At 35.8% G+C, this 23,272-nt stretch carries 19 protein-coding genes; 11 read left to right on the top strand and 8 right to left on the bottom strand.

The window, feature by feature from the left end; genetic code table 11:
* Positions 1 to 118: 118 nt before the first annotated feature.
* Together B045_RS0107825 and B045_RS0107820 are read right to left on the bottom strand one after the other, a co-directional pair.
* Positions 119 to 649 carry an NUDIX hydrolase gene (locus tag B045_RS0107825; RefSeq protein ID WP_018463723.1) on the bottom strand — a complete coding sequence of 177 codons (531 nt, stop codon included), beginning with the start codon at positions 647 to 649 and terminating at the stop codon, positions 119 to 121.
* A 3-nt stretch (positions 650 to 652) separates the two neighbouring features.
* Positions 653 to 2,083 (bottom strand): sialate O-acetylesterase, encoded by a 1,431-nt coding sequence (locus tag B045_RS0107820; RefSeq protein ID WP_018463722.1) that lies wholly within the window; start codon positions 2,081 to 2,083, stop codon positions 653 to 655.
* A gap of 100 nt (positions 2,084 to 2,183) precedes the next feature.
* Between B045_RS0107820 and B045_RS0107815 the strand changes: the two genes are divergently transcribed.
* The 4 genes from B045_RS0107815 to B045_RS15855 all read left to right on the top strand — a co-directional run bounded on the left by B045_RS0107815 (position 2,184) and on the right by B045_RS15855 (position 4,838).
* A complete protein-coding gene (locus tag B045_RS0107815) occupies positions 2,184 to 3,008 on the top strand; it encodes an alpha/beta hydrolase (protein ID WP_025882751.1) in 825 nt (274 codons plus the stop codon).
* Positions 3,009 to 3,207: 199 nt separating this feature from the next.
* A complete protein-coding gene (locus B045_RS0107810; protein ID WP_018463720.1) occupies positions 3,208 to 3,873 on the top strand; it encodes a hypothetical protein in 666 nt (221 codons plus the stop codon).
* 8 nt (positions 3,874 to 3,881) lie between these two features.
* Positions 3,882 to 4,520 (top strand): hypothetical protein, encoded by a 639-nt coding sequence (locus tag B045_RS0107805; protein ID WP_018463719.1) that lies wholly within the window; start codon positions 3,882 to 3,884, stop codon positions 4,518 to 4,520.
* Positions 4,521 to 4,751: 231 nt separating this feature from the next.
* Positions 4,752 to 4,838 (top strand): DUF6804 family protein, encoded by an 87-nt coding sequence (locus tag B045_RS15855; RefSeq protein WP_373277729.1) that lies wholly within the window; start codon positions 4,752 to 4,754, stop codon positions 4,836 to 4,838.
* Positions 4,839 to 5,169: 331 nt separating this feature from the next.
* Here the strand turns inward: B045_RS15855 and B045_RS0107800 are convergent, their stop codons facing one another.
* From B045_RS0107800 to B045_RS0107775, 6 genes are all read right to left on the bottom strand, one after another.
* Positions 5,170 to 6,345: a TlpA disulfide reductase family protein gene (locus B045_RS0107800; RefSeq protein ID WP_018463718.1), complete on the bottom strand. Its 1,176-nt coding sequence runs from the start codon at positions 6,343 to 6,345 to the stop codon at positions 5,170 to 5,172.
* 89 nt (positions 6,346 to 6,434) lie between these two features.
* The gene (locus B045_RS0107795; protein WP_025882754.1) at positions 6,435 to 8,048 is read right to left on the bottom strand and encodes a glycoside hydrolase family 43 protein; all 1,614 of its coding nucleotides are present in this window, start codon (positions 8,046 to 8,048) and stop codon (positions 6,435 to 6,437) included.
* A 52-nt stretch (positions 8,049 to 8,100) separates the two neighbouring features.
* Positions 8,101 to 9,339 (bottom strand): alpha/beta hydrolase family protein, encoded by a 1,239-nt coding sequence (locus tag B045_RS0107790; protein ID WP_018463716.1) that lies wholly within the window; start codon positions 9,337 to 9,339, stop codon positions 8,101 to 8,103.
* A 793-nt stretch (positions 9,340 to 10,132) separates the two neighbouring features.
* Complete coding sequence (locus tag B045_RS0107785; protein WP_018463715.1) at positions 10,133 to 11,521, bottom strand: ThiF family adenylyltransferase; 1,389 nt, start codon at positions 11,519 to 11,521, stop codon at positions 10,133 to 10,135.
* Positions 11,518 to 12,441 (bottom strand): multiubiquitin domain-containing protein, encoded by a 924-nt coding sequence (locus B045_RS0107780; RefSeq protein ID WP_018463714.1) that lies wholly within the window; start codon positions 12,439 to 12,441, stop codon positions 11,518 to 11,520. Before B045_RS0107780 ends, B045_RS0107785 begins: the two co-directional genes overlap by 4 nt.
* 457 nt (positions 12,442 to 12,898) lie before the next feature.
* Entirely contained in the window at positions 12,899 to 13,321 is a 423-nt protein-coding gene (locus B045_RS0107775) for a hypothetical protein (RefSeq protein WP_238311953.1), read from the bottom strand.
* 938 nt (positions 13,322 to 14,259) lie between these two features.
* On the opposite strand from B045_RS0107775, the gene B045_RS0107765 reads away from it, so the two are divergent.
* From B045_RS0107765 to B045_RS14450, 7 genes are all read left to right on the top strand, one after another.
* A complete protein-coding gene (locus B045_RS0107765) occupies positions 14,260 to 15,318 on the top strand; it encodes an LA_2272 family surface repeat-containing protein (RefSeq protein ID WP_018463711.1) in 1,059 nt (352 codons plus the stop codon).
* A gap of 61 nt (positions 15,319 to 15,379) precedes the next feature.
* On the top strand, positions 15,380 to 15,937 hold the full coding sequence (locus tag B045_RS0107760) for an RNA polymerase sigma-70 factor (RefSeq protein ID WP_025882761.1): 558 nt from the start codon (positions 15,380 to 15,382) through the stop codon (positions 15,935 to 15,937).
* Positions 15,938 to 16,036: 99 nt separating this feature from the next.
* Positions 16,037 to 17,041, top strand: a complete 1,005-nt coding sequence (locus B045_RS0107755; RefSeq protein WP_018463709.1) for a FecR family protein — start codon at positions 16,037 to 16,039, stop codon at positions 17,039 to 17,041.
* Complete coding sequence (locus tag B045_RS0107750) at positions 17,028 to 18,863, top strand: carboxypeptidase-like regulatory domain-containing protein (protein WP_154650130.1); 1,836 nt, start codon at positions 17,028 to 17,030, stop codon at positions 18,861 to 18,863. The genes B045_RS0107755 and B045_RS0107750 overlap by 14 nt, the downstream gene beginning before the upstream one ends.
* Positions 18,864 to 19,111: 248 nt before the next feature.
* Positions 19,112 to 19,966, top strand: a complete 855-nt coding sequence (lgt, locus tag B045_RS14455; RefSeq protein ID WP_018463707.1) for a prolipoprotein diacylglyceryl transferase — start codon at positions 19,112 to 19,114, stop codon at positions 19,964 to 19,966.
* 633 nt (positions 19,967 to 20,599) lie between these two features.
* Positions 20,600 to 22,684 carry a VapE domain-containing protein gene (locus tag B045_RS0107735; RefSeq protein ID WP_018463705.1) on the top strand — a complete coding sequence of 695 codons (2,085 nt, stop codon included), beginning with the start codon at positions 20,600 to 20,602 and terminating at the stop codon, positions 22,682 to 22,684.
* Positions 22,685 to 22,910: 226 nt separating this feature from the next.
* On the top strand, positions 22,911 to 23,272 hold a 362-nt coding region (locus B045_RS14450), incomplete at its 3' end, for an HU family DNA-binding protein (RefSeq protein ID WP_018463704.1).

Raw genomic sequence — 23,272 nt, 5'->3', positions numbered from 1 at the left:
GCGCAAAAGTAACTAAAACTTTTACGTATACATTATTATATGGCATTTTTTTTCGGTTTTTTAAGTATTTTAGTTTTAGTTTGAAGTTAAGCTGATATAAAATAATTGCGAAATGTTATTACAATGTGCCATTGGGCTTCTTTATAAAATCAATGAGTCCGTGTCTTACTGAATTAAGTCCGAATAGTTCTGTTTTGATTTCTTTTAAAGGTATCCAGATACATTCGGCAGCGTCGTCGTTTGCTTTCACTTTACTGTCGTCTTTAACCTTGCAACTAAAAAACATATCTAGAGTAGGGATGTCAACTCCACTGTAATGATATGTATTTGGTTTGCTGAACATATATCTTACTTCTGTAACTTCTAACCCTGTTTCCTCCATTACTTCACGCACGAGTCCTTGTTCTACAGTTTCGTTCATATCGGCGAATCCACCCGGAAGGTCAAGAGTTCCCTTTGCCGGTTCATTCTTTCTGCGCTCTACAAGTAAATCTCCGTCTTTATTCAGTATAAAAGCCACGTTTGCACTGCTTGGATTTACGAAATACTCAAAGCCGCATTTCCCGCATTTGCGGCTCTTCTCACTACTAATGTTAAAGAGAGAAGAACCGCAAATAGGACAATATTTGAATTTATTCAACATGTTCATTGTTTACCAGTTATCAGTTCTGAATGGGAATAGTGGCAGTAGTGCTGCATTTTTAACATTGTCATATCCCCAGTTTCTAAAGCCATATCTCACAGCTACAGGTTTCTTTACTTCTTGACTTGTGATGATAATTCCTTTAGTCCAGTAATAAGAAGCGTTTGCCTTATGGAATACTTTGTCGGCTCCAGCCACTTCAAATCCCTGAATATCTTCATAACGATTTATTCCGCCATAGTCGTTTCTTAGATTCACGTAGCATGTATCATTGCTTATCTTCATATCTTTGTATTCAGGACTATCACACCATATATCCTTCATGCCGTAAGTCTTGTTCAGTGCTTGCAGTGCAAGTCGTTCTCCAACTTGCTGCTTCTGTGAAGGATGAACCTGTTGACTCTCGTATGGATATACAAGGTCGTCTATGCATACAATCCCACTGTTTGGAATTATCTTTGAGGCATTAAACTGCTGTTCACGAAGTCTTGGACCCCAATCACCGTTCACGTCAGAATTGTAGTATGGTGCAATCTGTACAAAGTAGAAAGGAATATCGCCCAATTTAAAGTCACGTCTCCATTGAGAAACTAAGTCGTTGAGTCGCTTTGTGTATTGCCCTGCAGGATCGCCTACGTTAGAGCATCCCTGATAAAACAAGATTCCTTTTACGGTATAGTTGAGTATTGGTGAGAAAGTGCCGTTACCCCATAACATTGGACGATGATAGTCCCATGGAAATTTCTTCACCATCTCCATTGAGTCAAGTGGCTCTGTGGTATTCTTTTCAAGATAATCACGGTCAAGCCAACTTTCTACTCTGGTGCCGCCTTTGTTTGCCATAACCAAACCGACAGGTATGTCAAGAGTCTTGTTTATTGCTTGGGCAAAGAAATATCCGGTAGCCGAAGCATCGCCGACAGTCTGAGGACCTATAACCTTCCAATCGCATTGTGCGTCATCAAGAGGTTTGGTACTCATCACGCTAGGTATTTTCACATAATGTATGCCTTTGTATTCATTGGCATTCATCACCGCTTTGTTATATCCTTCAACGGGACAGTTGCCAAATCCCTTTACTGGCATTTCCATGTTGCTTTGTCCAGCGCATACCCAGACCTCGCCTGAAAGGACGTCGTTTATTGTTGTCTTGTTGTCACCGTCGTTGAATGTTATCGACAGAGGTGTATAACTTGCTTTTGGAGTTTTCACCCCAACAATCCATTTCCCTTTGCTGTCTGTTTTTGCAGAATAAGATTCCTTGCTCCACGAAACGTTCACCTTGACGGTCTTTCCTGGAGTGTCCCAACCCCAAAGTCTAGCTTCGGAATCTTGTTGTAAAATCATGTTGTCGCCAATAATATGCGGCAGCTTCACTTTGGCCTGCACTCCAAATGTCATTGTAGAAAGTGCGGCAAAAAATAATATACGTCTTAACATGGTGTGTTTAATAAATTTAATCTCGCTGCAATATTACGATTTTTTCGCTATCTTTGCAAGTGATAGTAGTAAAATAAGATAAAACGACAACAAAAAGTATATGAAATCAAAACATTTAATGTTATCCTTGGGCATGCTGCTCGTAGCTTTTTCTGCTTCTGCCCAGAAACAATTGGAAATGAATCTGTGGCAAAGTGGTGCCCCAAACAGTAATGGTGACAGCACCGATACCGCAAAGGTGTATGTTTATCTTCCTAGTGATAAGGCTGCTACCGGAAGAGCGGTCGTGATATGTCCTGGTGGTGGCTATGCTGGTCTGGCTATGGATCATGAAGGTAAGGAATGGGCTCCATTTTTCAATAACATGGGTATTGCGGCTATCGTTCTTAAATACCGTATGCCAAAGGGTAATGTCGATGTTCCTATAAGTGATGCTGAAACTGCCATGAAATTGGTAAGAGCTAATGCCTCTAGTTGGAATATTAAAAGCGATGATATCGGTATAATGGGTTCTTCTGCTGGAGGACATCTTGCCTCTACAATTGCTACTCATAGCAGCGGTGATGCGAAGCCAGATTTTCAGATTCTTTTCTATCCTGTTATAACGATGGCTCCGGGATATACTCATCAGGGCAGTCACGACAATCTATTGGGAAAAGATGCACGTAAGAAAGATGAAAAACTGTATAGCAATGATTTGCAGGTTACGAGAGTTACACCGCGTGCATGGATAGCATTAAGTGATGACGACCGTGTCGTATTTCCTTCTAATGGTGTGAACTATTATTCAGAACTCTATCGTCATGATGTTCCTGGATCTCTTCATGTTTATCCTTCTGGCGGACATGGATGGGGAATACATACAAGCTTCAAGTATCATACTCAGATGTTACTTGATCTTGAAAGTTGGTTAAGAAGTTTTTAAACTGAATTTGATTCTACATAGAGTCATAGAAAAGATATAATTAAGTATTTCTTCCCTTTCACTGTAAAAAGCTAGCAAACCAGTATTTTACAGTGAAAGCAATTAAACCTTTGTTAGACACCATCTTCCGCATTATTGAACTCACGTTATATTAAGTAACCCTGAGCCTTTATTAAAAACGTATCAAAAATAATCAAATATGAAAAAAATATTTATTTTATTTGTTTTTATTCTGTTAGGTGATACCTACATTTACGCACAGTCCGAAAATATTGGTGCTTTTTGTGATTTAGTGGAAGAAACTGTAGGTTCTTTTTTTGATAATCCAAACCATCATTCTAATACCGTTAAAGTTCATGATTTACTTAATAGTGATCTAAAAACGTGTGATGAACTTTTTAACTTAGCCTATGATAATAACAAATCTGATATCCCATATATAAATAATACAAGGAAAATAATTACAGTATCGAATCAACTTATTGGAGCTGTCGCAACTGATGGGCAGTTTTATTGTAATGTTACAGATATGGATAATTTTTTTAATCCAATATTTAAAGCTTTCAATTGGCGAATTATAAAATTTTTCAGCTGTAAAGATATCGAAGTATATGAGTATCGTAAGGACTTATTTAAAATGATAATAGTTAGAAATACTCGATTTGAAACTAAGTCTGAATATGGTGATGGAAATATAGTGCAATATACGTGTTATCATATTGATAAATTTAAAAAATTGTCATTTTTCCTAAAAAGAACTATTGGAGGAGGTAGATGCCAAATGATACAATACAAAGATGATCAATCTCCACAAGAAGGATATCAAATGATTAAAAAAATAACATCTAAACGTTTAACTCAATAATATAAAAGATGATAAAAAAAATAATAATATTTTTAGGATTAGCATTTAGTTTAAATCTTAACGCGCAAATCTATGATACAAGTTTAAGGGAAACGTATCTTCAAGCATATGGTGAAATGACGCAAAGAGCGATACAGATATCTCATACGGTTCAACCTTATAGAGAGGAAATGTATCGACTTTTCCAAAAAGGAGATTTTAAAGAAGCAATTCAATTGTGTAATAATGTGCAGTCTAAATATGTGTATTATGTTTTTGATAATAGAGCAATTCGTGATATGGAAATTCTAGCTGGTGATTGTGCTGTCAAAATACACGCATACGAACTCGCTGTTTCATATTACAATACAGCTAAAGAAGCTGGAGAAGAATGCGCTGAACAAAAATTATTCCAAGTTTTTGATATAAAAGTCAGAGATGCAAGAGAGCATTTTAAATCATTAAATTATACAGAGATGCATAATGATATAATGATTGCTTTAAGTACAAAATGGGAGAATGGTGAATCTTATTATTATAGTGGAGTTTACTATGAATATTGTGGTATGTTTGGGGATGCTAAAAAAATGTTCAAACTAGCAAAAAAGAAAAAATATATGCCTGCAAGCGATGCATTGTTTGCATTAAAAAGGAAAATGAAAAAATAAATTACTGCGGCTGTATCGTAAGTGTACCAAATTGGTCACGAATCTGATTTGTTCACCAAATCTATTTGAGGTTGGTATAATATAAAAGGTAGAATTATATGTAATGTCCAAAATAACAATAGCTATAAAAGAAAAATAAGTAGACAATATTTATTATCTATAATTAATAGTTGCCTGTTAACTAATATTCCACATCAAGACTGATACTTATGAAGTACATACAATTCATTATTGCTGCTATGTTTGGCAAATATGCCATATGGTTATTATAATATAATCCGTTTAATAGCTATGGCAGGGTTTGTGCAATCAGAATGATGTAATATTGTGCAGTCTTATCAAAATTGAAAATGATGACCATTCTCTTGTGGATTTGAATTATAAGGAATTGAGAGCATGGTGTGTGTTGAAAGATACCATTAATGGCTTTGAAGCATTTAAAATATGCATATACTGATTTTTGAGATGTCGTAGCCAAGTGACATCTAGGTTGTCCGGATGAGGCTAAAATGGAATATGAAAACAATACAAGACGTTATTATAACGGAATATTGGATATCTTTAATGATGAACTATTTTAACCCAACAAAAAAAACAGGAGTAGCTTCTAATTGATGCTACTCCTGTTTTTTATATTGTTATTTGTCTTTTATAGCAGACTCTTTATTTCTGCATCTAGATCTTTAATCTGTGCGTCACGCTTCTTCAATACGTTGTCTTTTCCGATAATGAAGAATGTTGGAATGTTCTGTACATTGTATTGAGCAAGAACCTGTGAGTTTGTTCCGTCCTCATCGCGTACGCTTATCCAAGGAATAGCAGATGTCTGTGTTTTCCAGAAGTGCTCGTCTGGGTCTACAGATACCTGATAGATTTCAAAGCCTTGTGCGTGATATTTGTTGTATAGTTCACGAAGCATCATGATGCGCTTCAGACTACCTTCTCCGGCAAACATGTGGAAGTCTAGCAGTACTACCTTGCCCTTTAGGTCTGATAGTTTGCGCACGTGTCCTTTGTTGTCGTTAAGTGCTATATCAATAATTCCTGTCACACTCACCTTGCTTGCGTCAATCTGTTGCTTCTGCTGTTGCTCTGCCTGAATGATTCTTACGTCTTTCATTCCCTGCAATGCAATATTGTGTAGGTTGAGTCCTCTTTCAGCTTTTGGATAATATGTATCCCAGCTTGTGGCTACGGCAGCATAAACCTTTATATCTTCCTTGTTGTTGCGTGGATTGAAAATCAGACTTTGAGTGTTTCCAAGTACTACAGTCTGGAACAGTGCGAAGTAAGAACTTGCTTTCATTGGTTCCTTAAAGATGTAGTTACGCTTGATGTTGTTCTTATATGCTTCAAGCAGTTGGCTGACGTTTGCTTCAACAGCATCAGTGCCAAGATTAGGATTGTTTATGATAGAGTTTACATTGGCTTGCAGCTTTAGCTGTAGTATAGCCAATTCCTTTATCTTAGAACAGTTTTCGCTGCCTTTTACTTCATATTTTGAAGCCATAGTAGGATATGCGCCATTGATGCTCACAGTCTCTGTAGAGTCTATGCTCACGTTGATAATCTGACCGGCGATACGCAGACGATAGAATTCTGGAGCTTTCGGAGCTTTCCCATCAAAAGAGAAATTACCGTCTTTATCCAGTTTTACAGAGTCAAGTACAACAGGACCGTTCAAACTCATGTTCTCAAAATACAGAGTGGAATCCTTTGCATTGGAAATCTCACCTGTTACATGGAATTTCTTGTTGTTACAAGAAACCATACTCATTGCGGCAAGAGCTATTGCGGCAATTGAAAAGATCTTCGATATCTTCATTTCTGTAGCTTTTTCATGTTATGCTTTGCAAAAGTACTGTAAATCGGCAGAAATACAAAAAATATATTCATTTTTTATTTCTAAATTCTCTATTTTGTAACTCTGAACCAATCCACGTCTATCCATCCGCGGTTGTTCTTTCCTTCAGGTTCCTTACTCACGAATCCTATTTTTGCACCAATCCATTTGCCTTCTTTCATGGTGAATATATTACCAACATCATGGAATGTCTTTCCGTCTGCACTCCATGCAAATTGACATTTTCCTGCGTTCACGCTCATTCTCATGTATATGTCTTCGTGTATTGCTGGCTGATAGTCAATCTTGTCCTTTGCTGTTGCGTCAAGAGTTGCAATAATCTTACAGTCTTCGGCTGTTTCTTTGTCGGCATTCTTGCATGTTATCTGTTGAAGTTGGAATTTGTCGTCTACGCGTTTTACCACAAGTGCTGAATAGTCAAGTCCCATCATGATTATTCCTCCCATTTGGTTTTCGTTCTTTGCCGTTAATCGTAGCTTTGCCGTGGCGGTGAAGTTGTCGGCAGGAGTTTTTTGTAATAGCAGATTGGGGGTATGCCATATAGTTTGGTTACTCTTGTTATTGTATATTCTGAATACTCCCAAGCTTGTTGGCATTCCGTATACATCTTTGTAGTTCGCATGCCATTGCCATTGTTGTCCCAAGGTGGGAGAGTTGAATTCGTCACTTTCCTGTGGGTTTACGATAGTCTTGCTATCTGATTTCGGCTTGCGGAATTTCTCGTATGGAGTACCATTATTTCCCATGATAGGCCAACCTGTCGACCAATCTATCGGTTGGAGATGTACAACTCTGCCGTAAGCTCCTTTGTCTTGGAAGTGCACAAACCAGTCTTCGCCTTGTGCAGTATGAACCCAACCGCCTTGATGAGGCCCGTTGATATTGCTTTTGCCTTGTCTCATCACAACCTTACTTTCATAAGGACCGTATGGAGATTTAGAACGCATAGCAAGTTGGAAACCTGTTGGCACACCACCTGCTGGACACATAATCCAATACCATCCGTTGCGCTTGTAAAACTTCGGTCCTTCGCAAGTGCGGTTTTCGTTTCCGTTGCCATCAAACACGATCACGGGTTTCCCTATTGCATGTGTTCCATCAGCCGAAAGCTCTCTTACAGTCAAAATTGATGCGAAGTTATTACGGCTGTTAGCCCATCCGTTTACGAGATAGCAACGCCCGTCATCATCCCATAATGGGGTAGTATCAATAATTCCCTTACCCTTTATCACGCATATTGGTTCGTCCCATTTTCCTGAAGGATCTTTTGTCTTAACCATGAATACACCGTAATCAGGGTCTCCCCAATATATATAATATTCGCCGTTATGGTATCTTATGCTTGGTGCCCACACGCCCATGCCGTGTGCTGGTTTACTGAATATAGAGTCTGGTTCTAGATTGTCAACAGCATGCCCAATGATTTCCCAGTTCACCAGATCGCGTGAATGCAATACTGGTAGTCCTGGAATACAGTTGAACGAACTTGCTGTGAGATAATAATCATTCTCCACAGCCATAACATCTGGATCACTGTAATCTGCGTTAATTACAGGATTTGTGTAAGTGCCATCTCCGTTGTCGGGACTCCATACTTGTGATTTGTATTGTGCCATCATCATCGATGGCAAGCAAATCATAATAGCCAAAATCTCTTTTTTCATACTTTAGTATTAGTCTTTAATCGTGTAGTTGTTGTTTTCAAATATATCTGTATTATTTCAGAGAATGAATCCATTTTGCCATATCGCTAAGCACTTCTGGTGACACCGTTTCCTCTATTGACCGATATTCATCTAAGGCACCTGTAGTGCAATGCTGAAAAAGATGGTTTAATGATGGATATTCACGAATAAAATTGTATTGACTTTCATGAAGATTCTTTTTTATTCCAGCTAAGTTTAGCGATGAAATCACCTGGAAGTCCTTGTCGCCGTCGATAGCCATGACAGGACATTTCGTTGCAGCGATGTCGGCAGCAGGATCATAATCAATGAAATAGTTTAGCCAAGGTGATTTCTTAAACGAAGTGCTTATTCTGAATTGCAGAGTGGTAAGTCTGTTAGTCTGTCCTGCTAGTTCCATAGCCTTGTTGGTTTGTGCCGTAAGAGCTGTGTCGCCTTTGACCCCAATACCAGCCATGCTGATGATGAAGTCAACCTTGTTCTTTGCTCCAAGCATAAATGCGATCGAACCGCCTTCGCTATGACCGAGCACGCCAACCTTACCGAATTTCTTCGTTGATTTCAGATATGCTATACCAGCTTCTGCATCACGTGCAAAATCTTTCGTCGTTGCATTTTTTACGTCACCACCTTTAGACTCACAATAAGTGCGGTCGTCATATCGCAGTGTTGCGACACCGTTGCGAGCAAGATAATCCGCAATTACCAAGAATGGCTTATGATCAAACACCTCTTCGTCTCTGTTTTCAAGACCGCTTCCTGTTACCATTAGTACAACGGGAGTCTTACCTTTTTGGTAGTTCACAGGATAGCAGATTGTTCCCGCAAGCATAGCCTTGTCCGTGGCATTCGTGAAAGTCACCTCTTCTGTTTTGTAAGGGTATGGCTTTGTTGGATTTTGTGGACGGTTAAGTTTTTCCTCACCTCGCTTAAGATTAAGTGGAAAATTATATCCCATTTGCGAGAATTCACCATTGATTTCATCTCCGCTTAAGTGACCTTTAAAAGAAGCTCCCAACTTAACAATACTTATTGCAATAGAATCAGAAGAACTGTAGTCTACTTTTGCTGGAATATCCTTTGCTCCTTGATCAGGACTATCAAGTGATGATGTTGCATTTCCATTTGTATCATGGTTTACGTGGATAACGATTGTCAGAGTTTGTGCACCGGCATTTAGTTTACCAGTCCAAACTCCATCGATCTTGTTTTGTGCGTAAGAAGTTGCAGCTAATAGTAGTATAGCAAATAAAGATAATAATTTTTTCATGCATCAAAGTTTTATATTTAACAATGCAAATATATATCATTTTATTCATAAAAGGAAATAAATATATATTTTATCCCTAATATTTGCTTTTAAGTGCTTTTATTATTTATTGTTTAATCAACATGCTTTATTCGATATAATTTTTATCTATAAATATTTAACTTGAACCATGTTCAAGAGACGTTTGAATAATTATAAAAGATGCATATTTAGAAGAAAGTATATATTATAGCCACCATGGGCTACATTTATAATGAAGAAATAAGTCCACTAAAATAGAGAGATGCTTTATATGCTGCTTCCAGAAATGTTAGGTGTTTAATATGTTAGATGTTCTAAAGTAAAATTCAATTTTTTGTAGCTTGCTAATCTGCTAAATCTGTATTAACAATATTTGAAAATGATTCTCATTTAAAATTCATAAAGTAATCAAATTCCTAGATTAATATTCTTAAATAGGAGAAAATAAACTATAAATAATCAAAATTGAAGAGCTCTCATGAAGTTAAGCATTTGAAAATATTATTAATAATTTATACCTTTATTATAATCGGCAGGTATTGTGCCGAACTTATACTACTTAATATCAACTTTTTTCTTATATTTTTCATAATAAACCCCGAAAGTTTGGTTAACTTTCGGGGAACATATTAAGCACTGTTCATATAACGTGCTATTTTATGGCAATATACCGCACAAGTGCATACTTTTGTTGCTTTCTTATAATTTTACATAAAATATTTGTTATTGCTAGTGGAACCATGTAATATAAATTAATGATTTCATTATAATATCAGCTTAAAGTTGGTATATCCAAGTATGGTTTACACCATCCTTTTCCTTTAAATTTGGTCAATCTATCGTCTACTTCAAATTGATCCTCAGAATAGGGAATAATAGCACCTTCCGAAATATCATAAACAATCTTTGAAAAATGTTCTGCTGGTTCATTTTTGAATTTGCTAATTCTATTAAGCATCTCGATAACGGCTATTGAACTTACACAACAATTAATGCTAATGACAGCTGGACTTTCTACATTTGCATTTTTTACATACCCTTCTTTACTTTCAGTTTTATACCGTTCAGGTTCTGTTAACTCCATCAGTTCTGCATTCACCTGATTCATGTCGTATGCTTTCCTCGTATATAAAGTTGATTTTGCTGGTTGTAGATAATGAACTGCAGTTGAAATTTTATCAATTCCGCCATGACCATCCGCTGATATGTATACCCCCATGTCGAAATAAGGAATTAAACAAAAAGTACATAAGCGATTTAGAATATTTCTTCCCGATGCAGAATCCATACAACCAAAAATAATATCGCAAGTTGATAGGCATTGAAGTGTTTCTTTAGAATTACAAATATTTGATTTAAAAGTATTTACTTTACTACCTAAATTTGCTGCTATAATCTGATTTTTATAGAAATCAACCTTAGCCATGCCAATGCAATCTTCGGTTTGCTTACTTCCTACTAATCTATTCAGATTTTTACTCTCAATAATATCAGGGTCCACCAGTACAAAATCACCTACACAGTATCTCATTAACTGTTCAATTGTAATACTGCCTGTTCCTGAACAGCCAACAACTCCGATTTTCAACTGCTTTAATTTTGAATAGGTACCCTCTCCGAATGTTTGTATTGTTCGTAAAGAATAGCTATCCGAAAAATGCTGATATTTATGATAGAAGAAGTCTATTTCTTCACCTACAACCATAACACTGTATATATCTGCATATTGATTATTAGGTAAAGCGGCTCTTCCATAGATTTCTCCGTCTGGCAACATAATTGCAGAAATATGAGGTTGATCTGACTCGCACCAACCGCCTATGATAGAACTAAACAAATCATCGTCAGAATGATTGTCTTGTTTGGAAAAGAATCTTCCACCTTTAGGATGAGAATGTATCTTTAAAATGGCATAATTATGATCTGCAGCTTCCTTTAACAGTGGAATCAATTGATTAGTTGACCAACTTACATTATCTTCGGAACAATAACACTCATTGTAAGGTATCAGAACAACCTTTTGTAAGGTCATAACTTTTTCGTCTCCATACTCGCATCTTCCACATAGACCAATAGCAGCGGCTTCTTTGCCAGAATTACCTAAAAGATGAGATTGCAATAAATTGTAATCATCTTTAATTAAACGTAACTTGTATTTCATTTTTTCAGTTCTCTTTTAAGCCAATTTTGAATATAGAGATAGAACGTATTGAGATTGTCTATACCAGGTCTCCATGGATTTTGCGCAGTAAAATGTCGAGACCATCTCTGAAAAGAAAGTCCGCGTATCAGAACTTGACACTGTGTAGCAGGTATCTGTTGTCCATTATTTAACGACAAACTTGGATTAAAATAAACCATATCCAATGACGTATCAGGATAGCCACTTGGGATGATAATAGCTGCTGTTGCACTATCTGTGTTGTATCCTTCTGGTATATTAAAATTGTGTATCAATAACCAATGAGTGTTACCATCTGATACAGCCTCATAGGGGAGATTTAAAGAATCTAAAAAAAAAGTGTCTTCTTCATTAAAAGAGAAGGCCCTTTCGGGCTCTTCTCCATCTGTATGTTCGTAAGGAAGGGTTACAAACTTCTCAATTCCGGGTTCAGATAAATCGACGTTTTCGTCATACTCAATTGGTATATATTTATTTCCTTTTATACGTTTACTTATACCATACTTTGTATAAGGAATCTTTTTCGCCAATTCAAGCAATTCTCTACCAGTTATTAAAGGATGATCGACTTCATACTCATTCTTATCAATTTTGACTTTGTATTTTTTAGAATGTGGCTTTTTGGAATCAAGCTCATTATCATGAGCTTTTGCAATTGTAACGAAATGTTCCAACCCGGGCAAACTTAAGTCTATTATTTCATCATGCGCAATTTTTCTCATTGTATTGCCTGATGTTTTCATACATAGTTCATAACCTTTGAATGAGCTATATGCTATTTCCAATATCCCTTGGCCTGTAATCAAAGGTGCTGCAACATCATATACTTTATTATCTATTATTATTTTAAACATATTTTTTTTATTTTTTTTATCTAAGAGTATATTTGTATTATACATATATCTTATATATTTTTATTAAATAAATGTAGGAGAGTCGTACAAGAAATCGAATTATGTTTGTAAACAATGTGATTTTTCTTCCGACTAACCTATGTTACTTGAAAAAGTATCGAATGCGATTCATTCTATTAGACATGGATATAATCCATCTCATATTATTTTCTATCATGTTGATAAAAAAATAAATGGAACACTCGATTAAAGATCTGCAAATAGTTAAATTTGCAATCTTGACATGCCAAAATAAAGAATATTCAGCATTTTTAATAATAATTATTGGGTAAGCTATAAAGCAGATGCGTAATTTAACATGAATTTTTTCGATTTCTTTTCGAAAATTCTTATCTTTGCTTAAGAGAATATAGAGGTGAGTAGCCTCGGAAAAATATGACCCTGGTAAAGTAATATTTTATTTTCTTAAGAAAGATGCGAATTCACGTTTGCATCTTTTTTATTATTCCCCTTTTATTCTCCGCTTTTCTCTTTTAGTTAATTTGTAAATTTCAATGTCATTCTCGCTAACATCAGCCATGTCAAACATGATGCTGTTATTTATATAATCGAAGCCTAAATGGTCAAAAAGACCTTTTGCGTTTACGTAATAGTAATTACCAGCTTTATTCACAGGAAAAGAATCGGAATCTGGTTCTGAGGCATTTATGAGGTATAATATGCTCTCATCGTCTTCGTCCTGTGCAAATTTTATGGCAGACTTTGGGCTTAACTTTAGTTTATCCGCAGTGTCCGCTGTAAATCCTAACTTTCCGCTACTGTGTATTGTAGCTTTTAGTTTGATATTGTACTCTTTTGAACTTAGAATTTTGAATTTCATCTTTTTTTTATTTGCAAATATATAGTTTTTTTTGATACCTTCCAAATATTTTTTGATGTTTTTTATCTTATCTTTATTTTTTTTCTTTCAGATGGCTTGTTATTTTTTAAATATATCACAATATATTCCCTTGTTTATTTTTATAAAAACGTGTTTGTTGATTTCTAGTAGAATATTTTCTATCTTTGTTTTCTTAATTTTATACTTGTCTCCATAGTATCTTGTTAGTTCCTGTATATTCTCTATAATATCAGGTAAATGGTTTGTTTTCTTGTTTGTTTTCTTTTGCTTAATTAAAATATTTATAAAACTTGCCAAAATCATATATTTGAGTATGTAAAGTCTTTCTAGCCATTTTATCCAATTATTTGATTTTGTTGATATAAAGATTCTCTAAACGAGAATAAGATCATTGTATATATCTGAAAGTTCTGTCCATCATTGCTGAATTTTATGCAAAGCCAAGACAAACTTTATAAATATAAATAATAAATTATGGTATAGTTATGAATCATTTATAACTTTATGTAGATTGTCAGTCATTAAAAAATGAAAAGGGCTAAAACTACTCAAAGTCCTCAACTAATCGTTGAAGCTATAGATAAACAATAGTAGTAGTGTAAAATACTATTTTTCTCCGTCACTGTATTGCACTGATTTTAAACATAAACAGATGTTTTTTCAAATTTAAGATGGTTCTTCGTCAATTTAGAGGGTGCAATCCTTCATAAGTGGACTCGGATCTGCTCTCACTTGCTAGATATTTCTCCAAAGAATGGCTGTTTCTTATTTGTACGATATATACTTACGACTATATCATATAAATGTGAGAAAACTAAACTTGTAACTATGCGATTCTTAATAAGTAAGATGTGTCGTTTTAAGCAATATGAGATAATTCGATGTTTTTTTAAGAGTGGAATAGGGGTAACATCTATGATAGATGTTCTATAAGTATAACAAAACAATTTTTATAATAAACAATGAAGACAATAAAAGGATTAAGCATTTTATTTTTGGCTGTATTAGCCAGTTTGAATACAAATGCGCAAGAAAAGAAGACAGTGCAAGTGTCATTTATCTATCCGGTTGGGACAGCTGGAACTAATTCTGTAGATTATAAGAATAACTTTTCGTTCAACATTATCGGTGGATTAAATGGTGGCGTAAACGGATTCGAATTTGGATCTGTGGCAAATATTAATCAAGGAGACGTGAACGGATGTCAAATATCTGGAGTTTGCAATGTCACATCAGGTAATAATAGGGGAGGAATTGTTTCGGGAGTTTGCAATATAGCGTCGGGAGATAGTAAAGGACTTCTTCTGTCTGGAGTCGCAAACTTGACTAAGGGACAATCGATAGGCGTAGCAATTTCCGGTGTTGCAAATGTCTCTGATTCACATAACGGATTTCAGTTGTCTACAATCAATTTTGTTAAAAACAATTTATATGGAAGTCAAATAGGCGTAGTGAATTATGCTAAAAAAGGAAAAGGAATCCAAATTGGCGTTGTAAATGTTTGTGGTGCCGATGATGATGTTCTCCCGATAGGTCTCTTCAATGTAGTTAAAAATGGATATTATGCTTTCGAAGTTTCTACTAATGAACTCTTTATTACAAGCTTATCCTATAAGATGGGCAAAGAAAAGTTTCATACGATATTCAGAGCAGGCATTGGCGAACACAATGATAAGTCGGTGTTTAGTACAGGATTGGGCTTTGGTTCAATAATTCCTATAAAGGACAATCATAAATTAAATATGGAACTGATTTGCGATGCTCTTCATTACAATTGGAAATGGGGTGACAACAAAATGAATTTATTAAACCAATTCAATTTGAACTATCAATATCAAGTAACAAAGCATCTCGGAATAAAGGTGGGACCAAGTTTCAAGACATTTGTCACTAATCAAAAAGAAAATGGAGAATTTGCCAGCGTAATCAAAATGCCGCATACACTCTTTGAACATAGTGGAAGTAAATATAAAGTTGCAGGCTGGATTGGTTTTAATGCAGGAATCGTATTTTCTCTTTAAAAAGCAAGTTAGTATAAAAAAAAGTATATATCTTTGTTGAAAATATAATAAAGACTTAATCGTGACATTTCCAAATACTTGGCATACGAAGGAGGGATTCGAGATACTGTTTATGCAGCATTACGAACCCCTTTGCAACTTTGTGTTCGGCATACTCAAGGATTACGACGCAAGTGAAGATGTTATCCAAGAACTTTTCGTCAAATTTTGGGAAAAGCGAAATGAACTTCCCGATGATCTCTCGATAAAAGCTTATATGTATCGTGCGGCACGGAATATGGCGCTGAATCATTTAAAGCATTTCGATATTAAAAAAGAATTTAATATCTTTAATAAGGCAAGCATATCTGATGCCGAACAGTGTGCTGCCAATCCCGCAGAGACAAGTGAATTGCAAGAGATGATTTTACAAGCAGTAAATGAATTGCCAACAGAGCGTAAAAAAATCTTTTTGATGAGTCGTGAAGATGGCATGAAATATAAAGAAATTGCTGCAGAATTAAATATATCTGTTAAGACGGTTGAAAATCAGATGGGAAAGGCTCTGTCTACACTCCGAACGGAATTGTCAGAGTATTTGCCTGCGATAATCATTGCAATTTGTATAGGAATAAAATAAAGATAAAAGCATAAAATGAAAAGCTTAGAAACAATAATGTGATATTTTAAATGTAACATAACTGATAAAATAGAATTTTTGAATAGATAACAATTAAAAATGAAAGACCAATATCCACATATTGACGAGATTTCTATCGCGAAATACCTTTCGGGTGAAGCCAATGCGACAGAAATAAAAGAACTGATTGATTGGATGGAATCTTCTGATGAAAATTTGGAGGAATTTATCCGATATGAGAAACTGTGGTTTGAGTCATCTGTTCATAAACCTTTTAACGTTCAAAAAGCGTGGTCAAAAGTCAGTCGTCGCATTTCGCAGAAGAAACGTCGTTTCAATCTATATTATCTTACTGCTGCTGCCGCTGCTATAGTTGTATTTATTGTTGTTTCAATCCCATTTTTCAATAAGCATACAGCTACTTCTTCACCAGAATTTGCTGTAGCAAGTGCCAACAGTGCATTAATGTCTACATTGCCAGATGGTTCTTCAGCATTGCTTTCAAAGCATTCAAAGATTGAATATACCTTTGATACTCAAAAACAAATTCGCTTAACAAAACTTTCTGGAAAAGCTTTCTTCAATGTAAAGCGAGATATAAAACATCGCTTTATAGTTGAAGCTAATCGTGGTGGAGTGGAAGTGTTAGGTACAAAATTCTCTGTAAACGAGAAGAAAAATAACGACGTGATGGTCTATGTCTTGTCTGGAAAAGTTAAAGTTTTTCTTGCGCGTGCTCACAAAGATACTTTGTCGTTAATCATTACCAATGGCGAAAAAGCTGTGATCAAGGCTAGCAGCGATACAATTATGAAGCTAACAAAAAATGTTTTGGTTTCTCATGTCACGAATAAGATATTCAAGGTCCACAAGATTATTACTTTTAAAAATCGAGATCTGCCAACGATCATGGCTAAGTTGGAAAGAAGTTATTCTGCAAAAATAAAAATAGATGATGCGGTGGATAAGAAGCTATGTTTTTCTTCTTCATTCAAGGACAATTCTTTGAATGAAATCTTGACTGTTATCACGCAAACTTTGAATCTTGATTACACCAAAAAAGGAAATGTGTATTATATAACCAATGGAAATGATGACGAATAAAATAAGATACTTCCTGCTGATATTAATGTTGGCTCTTGTAGCACAAAACTCATCTTCACAAGTTGATTTGCACCGCAAAATATCTATCAACGTGCAAAACTTGTTTGTCCCGCAGACTTTGCATGTTATAGAGCAAGGTTATGATTTCTTCTTTGCATATAATCCAAGACAAATTCCTGCGTATGACAGAGTTACGATGAACGAAAGAAACATAGCTCTCAAAAAGGCTTTGGATAGAATCTTGTCCAACCGTTTTGCTTACACGACCATCGGGAACCATGTTATTTTACGTTTGAAAGGAATAAACACAGAATCAGAAGATTTTATTATTCTAGGAGTTGTGAGAAACTCAGATGGGCTTCCTTTGGATTCAGCCGTTGTATATGCGGTTAAAGAAAACAAAGCTGCCATCACAAATAATGATGGAGCATTTCATCTTAGACTGAAAGAACCAACACAATACATCCATATAAGCTGCCCCGATTATATAGATACCCTTTTGGTTGCAGAAACATTAAATACGGAGAAAATAATTAATCTTAATCGAAAAGTTCCTAGCACAACCCTTTCACCTTCTGAAATTAAGGAATTAAAGGTGTCATCCTCTCAAAAGCAGTTTGAAAAATTATCATTAGTTCGGAATTTAGTTCCGCAATCGGCATTATATCTTAATAGGCTAGTAAATACGATTCGCTCTATTCCTGTTCAGGTATCCTTTTTGCCTGGTATGGGTTCGCAGCAATTAACCAAGGGCTTAAACGTCAATCATTTCTCTTTAAATATTTTAGCAGGTTACTCAAAAGGATTATCAGGCTTTGAAATCGGAGGTCTTGCCAACATTACCGAGAGTAATGTCAAGGGTGGGCAAGTAGCAGGCTTAGTCAATGTCGTTAATGGACAGATTAATGGTTTGCAACTTGCTGGTATTTTCAATTATACCTTCAGTAAAATCACTGGTGCACAAATTTCAGGAATTGGAAATATTAGCAATCATGATGTAGAAGGATTACAGCTTGCTGGTATTTTCAATAATAACAAAGGGACTATTGACGGTGTGCAGCTCGGTGGTGTCTTGAATACGAATTTGAGTAAAATAACAGGTTTGCAATTAGCAGGTATTGCTAATATTCAAGTTAACCAAATAACAGGCTGTCAGATTTCAGGAATTTACGGACTCGCTTCTGACGTCAATGGTGTACAACTCTCTGGAATCATGAGCCACACAACTCATGATGTTTCTGGTGTGCAAGTTAGTTCGATTTTAAACAGGGCAAGAAAGTTGAATGGTTTACAGTTTGGACTTGTTAATATTGCAGATACGATTGAAAGCGGAGTCCAAGTCGGCTTGTTCAACTTTGTCAAGAATGGATATCGAGCTTTGGAATTCACAAAGGATGAAACCTACTACTGCAATTTTATGTATAAAACAGGTGGCAAAAAGCTCTATTCTATTCTTGACGCAGGAATAGGCAAAGACAAAGTAGGTGTTGGATACGGTGTTGGATTTATCCAACCAATTTATAAAAGATTATCTGTAAACATTGATGCCATTTATAGTTCGTTGCTTGCTACAAATTCTTCCGATACATATCAGGGAAGTATGGTGAATGTTCGATTGGGTCTCAATTATCGTCTAGAGAAACATTTGACATTGGTCGGTGGTTTGTCATTTAATTATTATGATCCCGACAAAGAAAATGAAAAAAGTGGTTCTGCGGGTAAAATATCATTCACAGGAAACAGCAGCAGTATGATCTCGCAAGCTTTTCAGAACAACAATAAAGCAATGTGGTTTGGGTGGTTCTTTGGTGTGAAGTTTTAAACATCACTCACCGCTTAGATTTTTCATCAGTACATGAGCAACTTATAGTTGCTCATGATTTAACACTGATTGTAAATGGATAGCTTGTGCAGTAATAATCTTCTCGTGTTTGGTATTTAGTGAGTATATCAAGTGTATAGTGCAAATGTTTTGAGAATTATGTTTATTATAGTTAATGCCAAAATAGAAACTTTGTTTTGTTGATTAGAATTAGTAAATTTACGTCATAAATTTTAATCGATTTTGCCATGGACTATATTCACTGGAATCCACAAATAGAGTTGTTTTCTTTCTTTGGTTATCCAATACGTTGGTACGGACTATTATGGGCTATAGGATTAATAGGAGCATATAATATTGTTAAATACCTATGTAAAACAAACAAAAATGAAAATGTAAAAGTAGACCAACTATTTCTGTATTCAATTATAGGAATATTCTCAGGAGCACGACTCGGTCATTGCCTTTTTTATGATTATGAATATTTCTTTAGCAGTCCTAAGCATATTATAGAGATATTCATTCCCATTCGATTTCTTGTAAATGGTGATTGGATATACACAGGGTATGCCGGATTAGCATCACATGGAGGCGTTATCGGCTTAATCATAGCTTTATGGTATTATTGCAAACACAATAAAGTAAAAACACTTTATGTGTTAGATTGTATAGCAATTGCTGCGCCTTTTACAGCGATGATGATAAGATTGGGTAATTTGATGAATTCCGAGATAATCGGACGCCCAACAAATGTACCTTGGGCTTTTATTTTTGACAGGGTTGACTCTGTGCCTAGGCATCCTGCACAATTATATGAAGCCTTGTTTTATTTAATTGTGTTTGTTATAGGCGTGATTTTATATCGTCAAACAAGATTGGGCAAAAGTCTTGGACATGGTTTCTTTTTTGGCTATTGCATAGTAACGATCTTTACTTTCCGTTTCTTTATAGAATTTGTGAAAGAGGTACAAGTTGACTTTGAGTATTCCATGGCTTTAGATATGGGACAGTGGCTGTCAATACCACTAGTTCTGTTAGGAGCATTTTTTGTGTATAAGTCACTAACTTATAAATACTCTACAAATTATGTTGAAAACCCATGATAGCGACTTATAGACGTATTGCTGTATGATTTAGTCCCAAGTTGGCGAGCAACAATAAATCAGTTCAGAGATCTTTATATAACAATGGATTGGATCATTATGAAAATCTTATTCTCATTTGCAATGACAATATACTATAAAAATAAAATTTCAAAAACTCTTTAAAATAAGGAATATCCTCTTTTGAAAACACGTTACTTGTGATTGCTTTTTCAACGGTTGTTATTATTTTCTTTATTTATCACGCAATTGCTTTCTGTGAGGGCATAAACCATGCTATGAAAAAAAGCCAACAAGTAAAGATCAAGGCAATTTGATGAAGCAAAACTTCTATAAAAGAAATGATATCCGTCTGTTTTATTTGTGTTACATCCTATTCCGTATTTCTTGTTCAAACATTTGCAAAATTATGTATTTTTTATTACCTTTGCATGAACTAACCGGTCATGGGAAACGAAAATTCTAAAAATGTTTAGGAAATACCTACATTACCTACATTTGAGGTCTAAATCGCTACTAATCAACACGTTTGCTAATGTATAAGAAGTGCTTTTCCTACATGTTTTATACATTGATCCTACATGATCCTTAACCGATTTCTATGATAAAATAAAAAAATAATTAATTAGCGAAATGAAAACATCAATTGCCCGAAAAGAAAAGGACGAAATATTCTTTACAAGAATAGAACTTACAACCATCTACGAAAACATTATCTCTGGCAAATATGCCGAAGAAGTAAACAAAGTAAGAGAAGATTTTCCTCTAACACTCCTTCACAATGGACCGAAATTCAACGAACTTGATTCTGTGAAAAAAGCAAGACGCGTCTGTTTTGCTGCCGAATGGAAAAAGACTGAAGGAAGAACTGTCATCAATAATTTCAACGGACTTATTCTTCTTGAAATTAACCGCCTTGAAAACGATGATCAAGCTAAGAAAATCCGTGACCAAGCTGCACTGATCCCTTACACGCTAATGACGTTCATCGGAATAACAGGATGCTCCGTGAAAATAGTATGCCGGGCAACGCTTCCCGACGGAAAACTGCCTGATGAAAACAGACAGACTTTCATTAATGAAGCTTATCGTAAACTGCATTATATCTACAGCACCCAACTTCAGATGTCGATTGACAACATTCCGCCAACGTTGGAAACATCTTGCTGTGTGTCTGTTGACTTTGATGCGATTATTCACGAAGACGCAATACCTCTATCTATAAAGGATAACGAACACACACCTAGTCTCAAACCGCTTGTAATGCCCCAAAAGGCTGACGAACTGCCTATCTTTATGGGAAGAACAAAGTCGCAGACCAATCAGATGCTATTTCATTACTGTTTTATGGATGCGCTTAACAATACACGTCTTGATGAAGATGAATATAAGGTTCATGATTTTCTGAATACTCTTGCCCAATACTGTCACGAATCAGGGCTGCCGATGGGAATGTGCATCAAACTCATAAAATATAACTCTGAATTTGGTAGCGATGAACTACTTGTAGAAAACATTTTCATGGAAGTTTACCATAAGGAAATGGAAAAGTTTTACCCAGAAAAACATCTTTCCAAAGTACAGCTCATGGCTTTCAAGCAGGAAGCGTTTATGAATACATTCTATGAATTCCGCAAGAATGTTATTTCTGGGAAAAACGAATTCAGATATAAAAACGGTTATGACTATTCTTTCCGACCAATGGAAAAAGAGGATCGTTACACCATGACACTGAAAGCATTGAAAATGGGACTTGAATCATGGGACAAAGACTTGGATCGTTATCTTGATTCAACGCTTATCCCTACTTATGATCCGATAAACGACTATCTTGATAACTTGCCGAAATGGGATGGCAAAGACCGTGTGAGTGAGTTTGCTAGAAGAGTGCCGACAGGCAATGCCGACTTTGTTCACAACTTCCATGTATGGATGCTCTCAATGGTAGCGCATTGGATGGGACGTACGCAGAAACAGGCTAATGCAATCGTTCCGCTATTCATTGGTAAGCAGGGTTGTGGAAAAAGTTCATTTTGTGCTATCATCCTGCCTCCCGAACTTCAGGAATTCTACAACGACCGTATCAGCTTTAAAAACGATACGTCAATGTTTATGGGATTGACCAATACTGCATTGATCAACATTGACGAATTTGATTCTGTCAGTTTGGGTAAACAACCACTGTTGAAGTACCTTATTTCTACTCCTACGGTAAGAATGAGAATGCCGTATCAGGCTAGTTTCTCCAATCGTCGACGCTATGCTAGTTTTGTGGCAACGACAAATACTGTGAAACCGCTAAAGGACCTAACTGGTAGCCGTCGTTATCTGTGTATTGAGATAGATGGTAACATAGATTTCACAAGTGAGGTAGAATATGAACAGCTTTATGCTCAACTTGTTGCTGAGATAGCTGCTGGTGAAAGATATTTTTTCAACGACGAGGAAACCATGAAGATCATGCTGGACAACAAACAGTTTATCGAAATTTCAGATATTGAACCAATAATCGACAGCCTGTTCCGTGTACCAAAGCCTTACGAAACACCGCAAGAATTGACATTGCCAGAGATGGTTGATATCATTAGGAAGTATTATAAGTTGATAACCTACGACCGCCAGGCACTAATAAGTCTTGGACGATTGTTGACTAACCGTGGATTTGAATCAAAAAGACTAGCTGTAGGCATGAAATACAAGGTTATAGTCACTGCATAATCACGAAGCGCAGCGAGAATAAAATCACCTTTTTCGTTGCGCCTTTGAGTGATTAGACCCTAATCACTCTGAAAAGCATGTAGAACAATCGAGTGATTAAGCCCTAATCACTCTGTTTAGTGTATAACAACGGATTCATATACACTAGCTAACGTGTTGTATAACAATGCGTTTCGTAAAAACATGTAGGAAACGACATTAAAAAACAAAATAAAAAAATATTATTATGGCAATACAATGCACATTGGAGAAATCCAGAACAGAAGAAAAATACTTCGCAAGAACAAGAAAGACTGGAAAAATCGGCATGAATGAAATCGCTAAAGAGATACAAAGGAACTGTTCAGCCACGTGTGGCGATGTTACTTTGGTCCTTACTGAGTTGATGGATGTAATTCGTGACCACCTTCTTAATGGTGAGGAGGTCACGATTGATGGCCTCGGCAGTTTCCATGTAGGAGTTACAAGTGACTCTGTGGTAAATCCTGCCGACTTCAAACATTCTAACATTCATGGTGTACACCTTAAGTTCCGAGAGGATGCCAAGCGAGATGCAATGACATGGAAACTTACTCACAGTTTAACTGA

This window comes from Segatella paludivivens DSM 17968 = JCM 13650, from assembly GCF_000373185.1.
Taxonomy (GTDB): Bacteria; Bacteroidota; Bacteroidia; order Bacteroidales; family Bacteroidaceae; genus Prevotella; species Prevotella paludivivens.
Note: the sequence above shows the minus strand (reverse complement) of the source record. Positions and strands in the feature narration are given on the sequence as shown.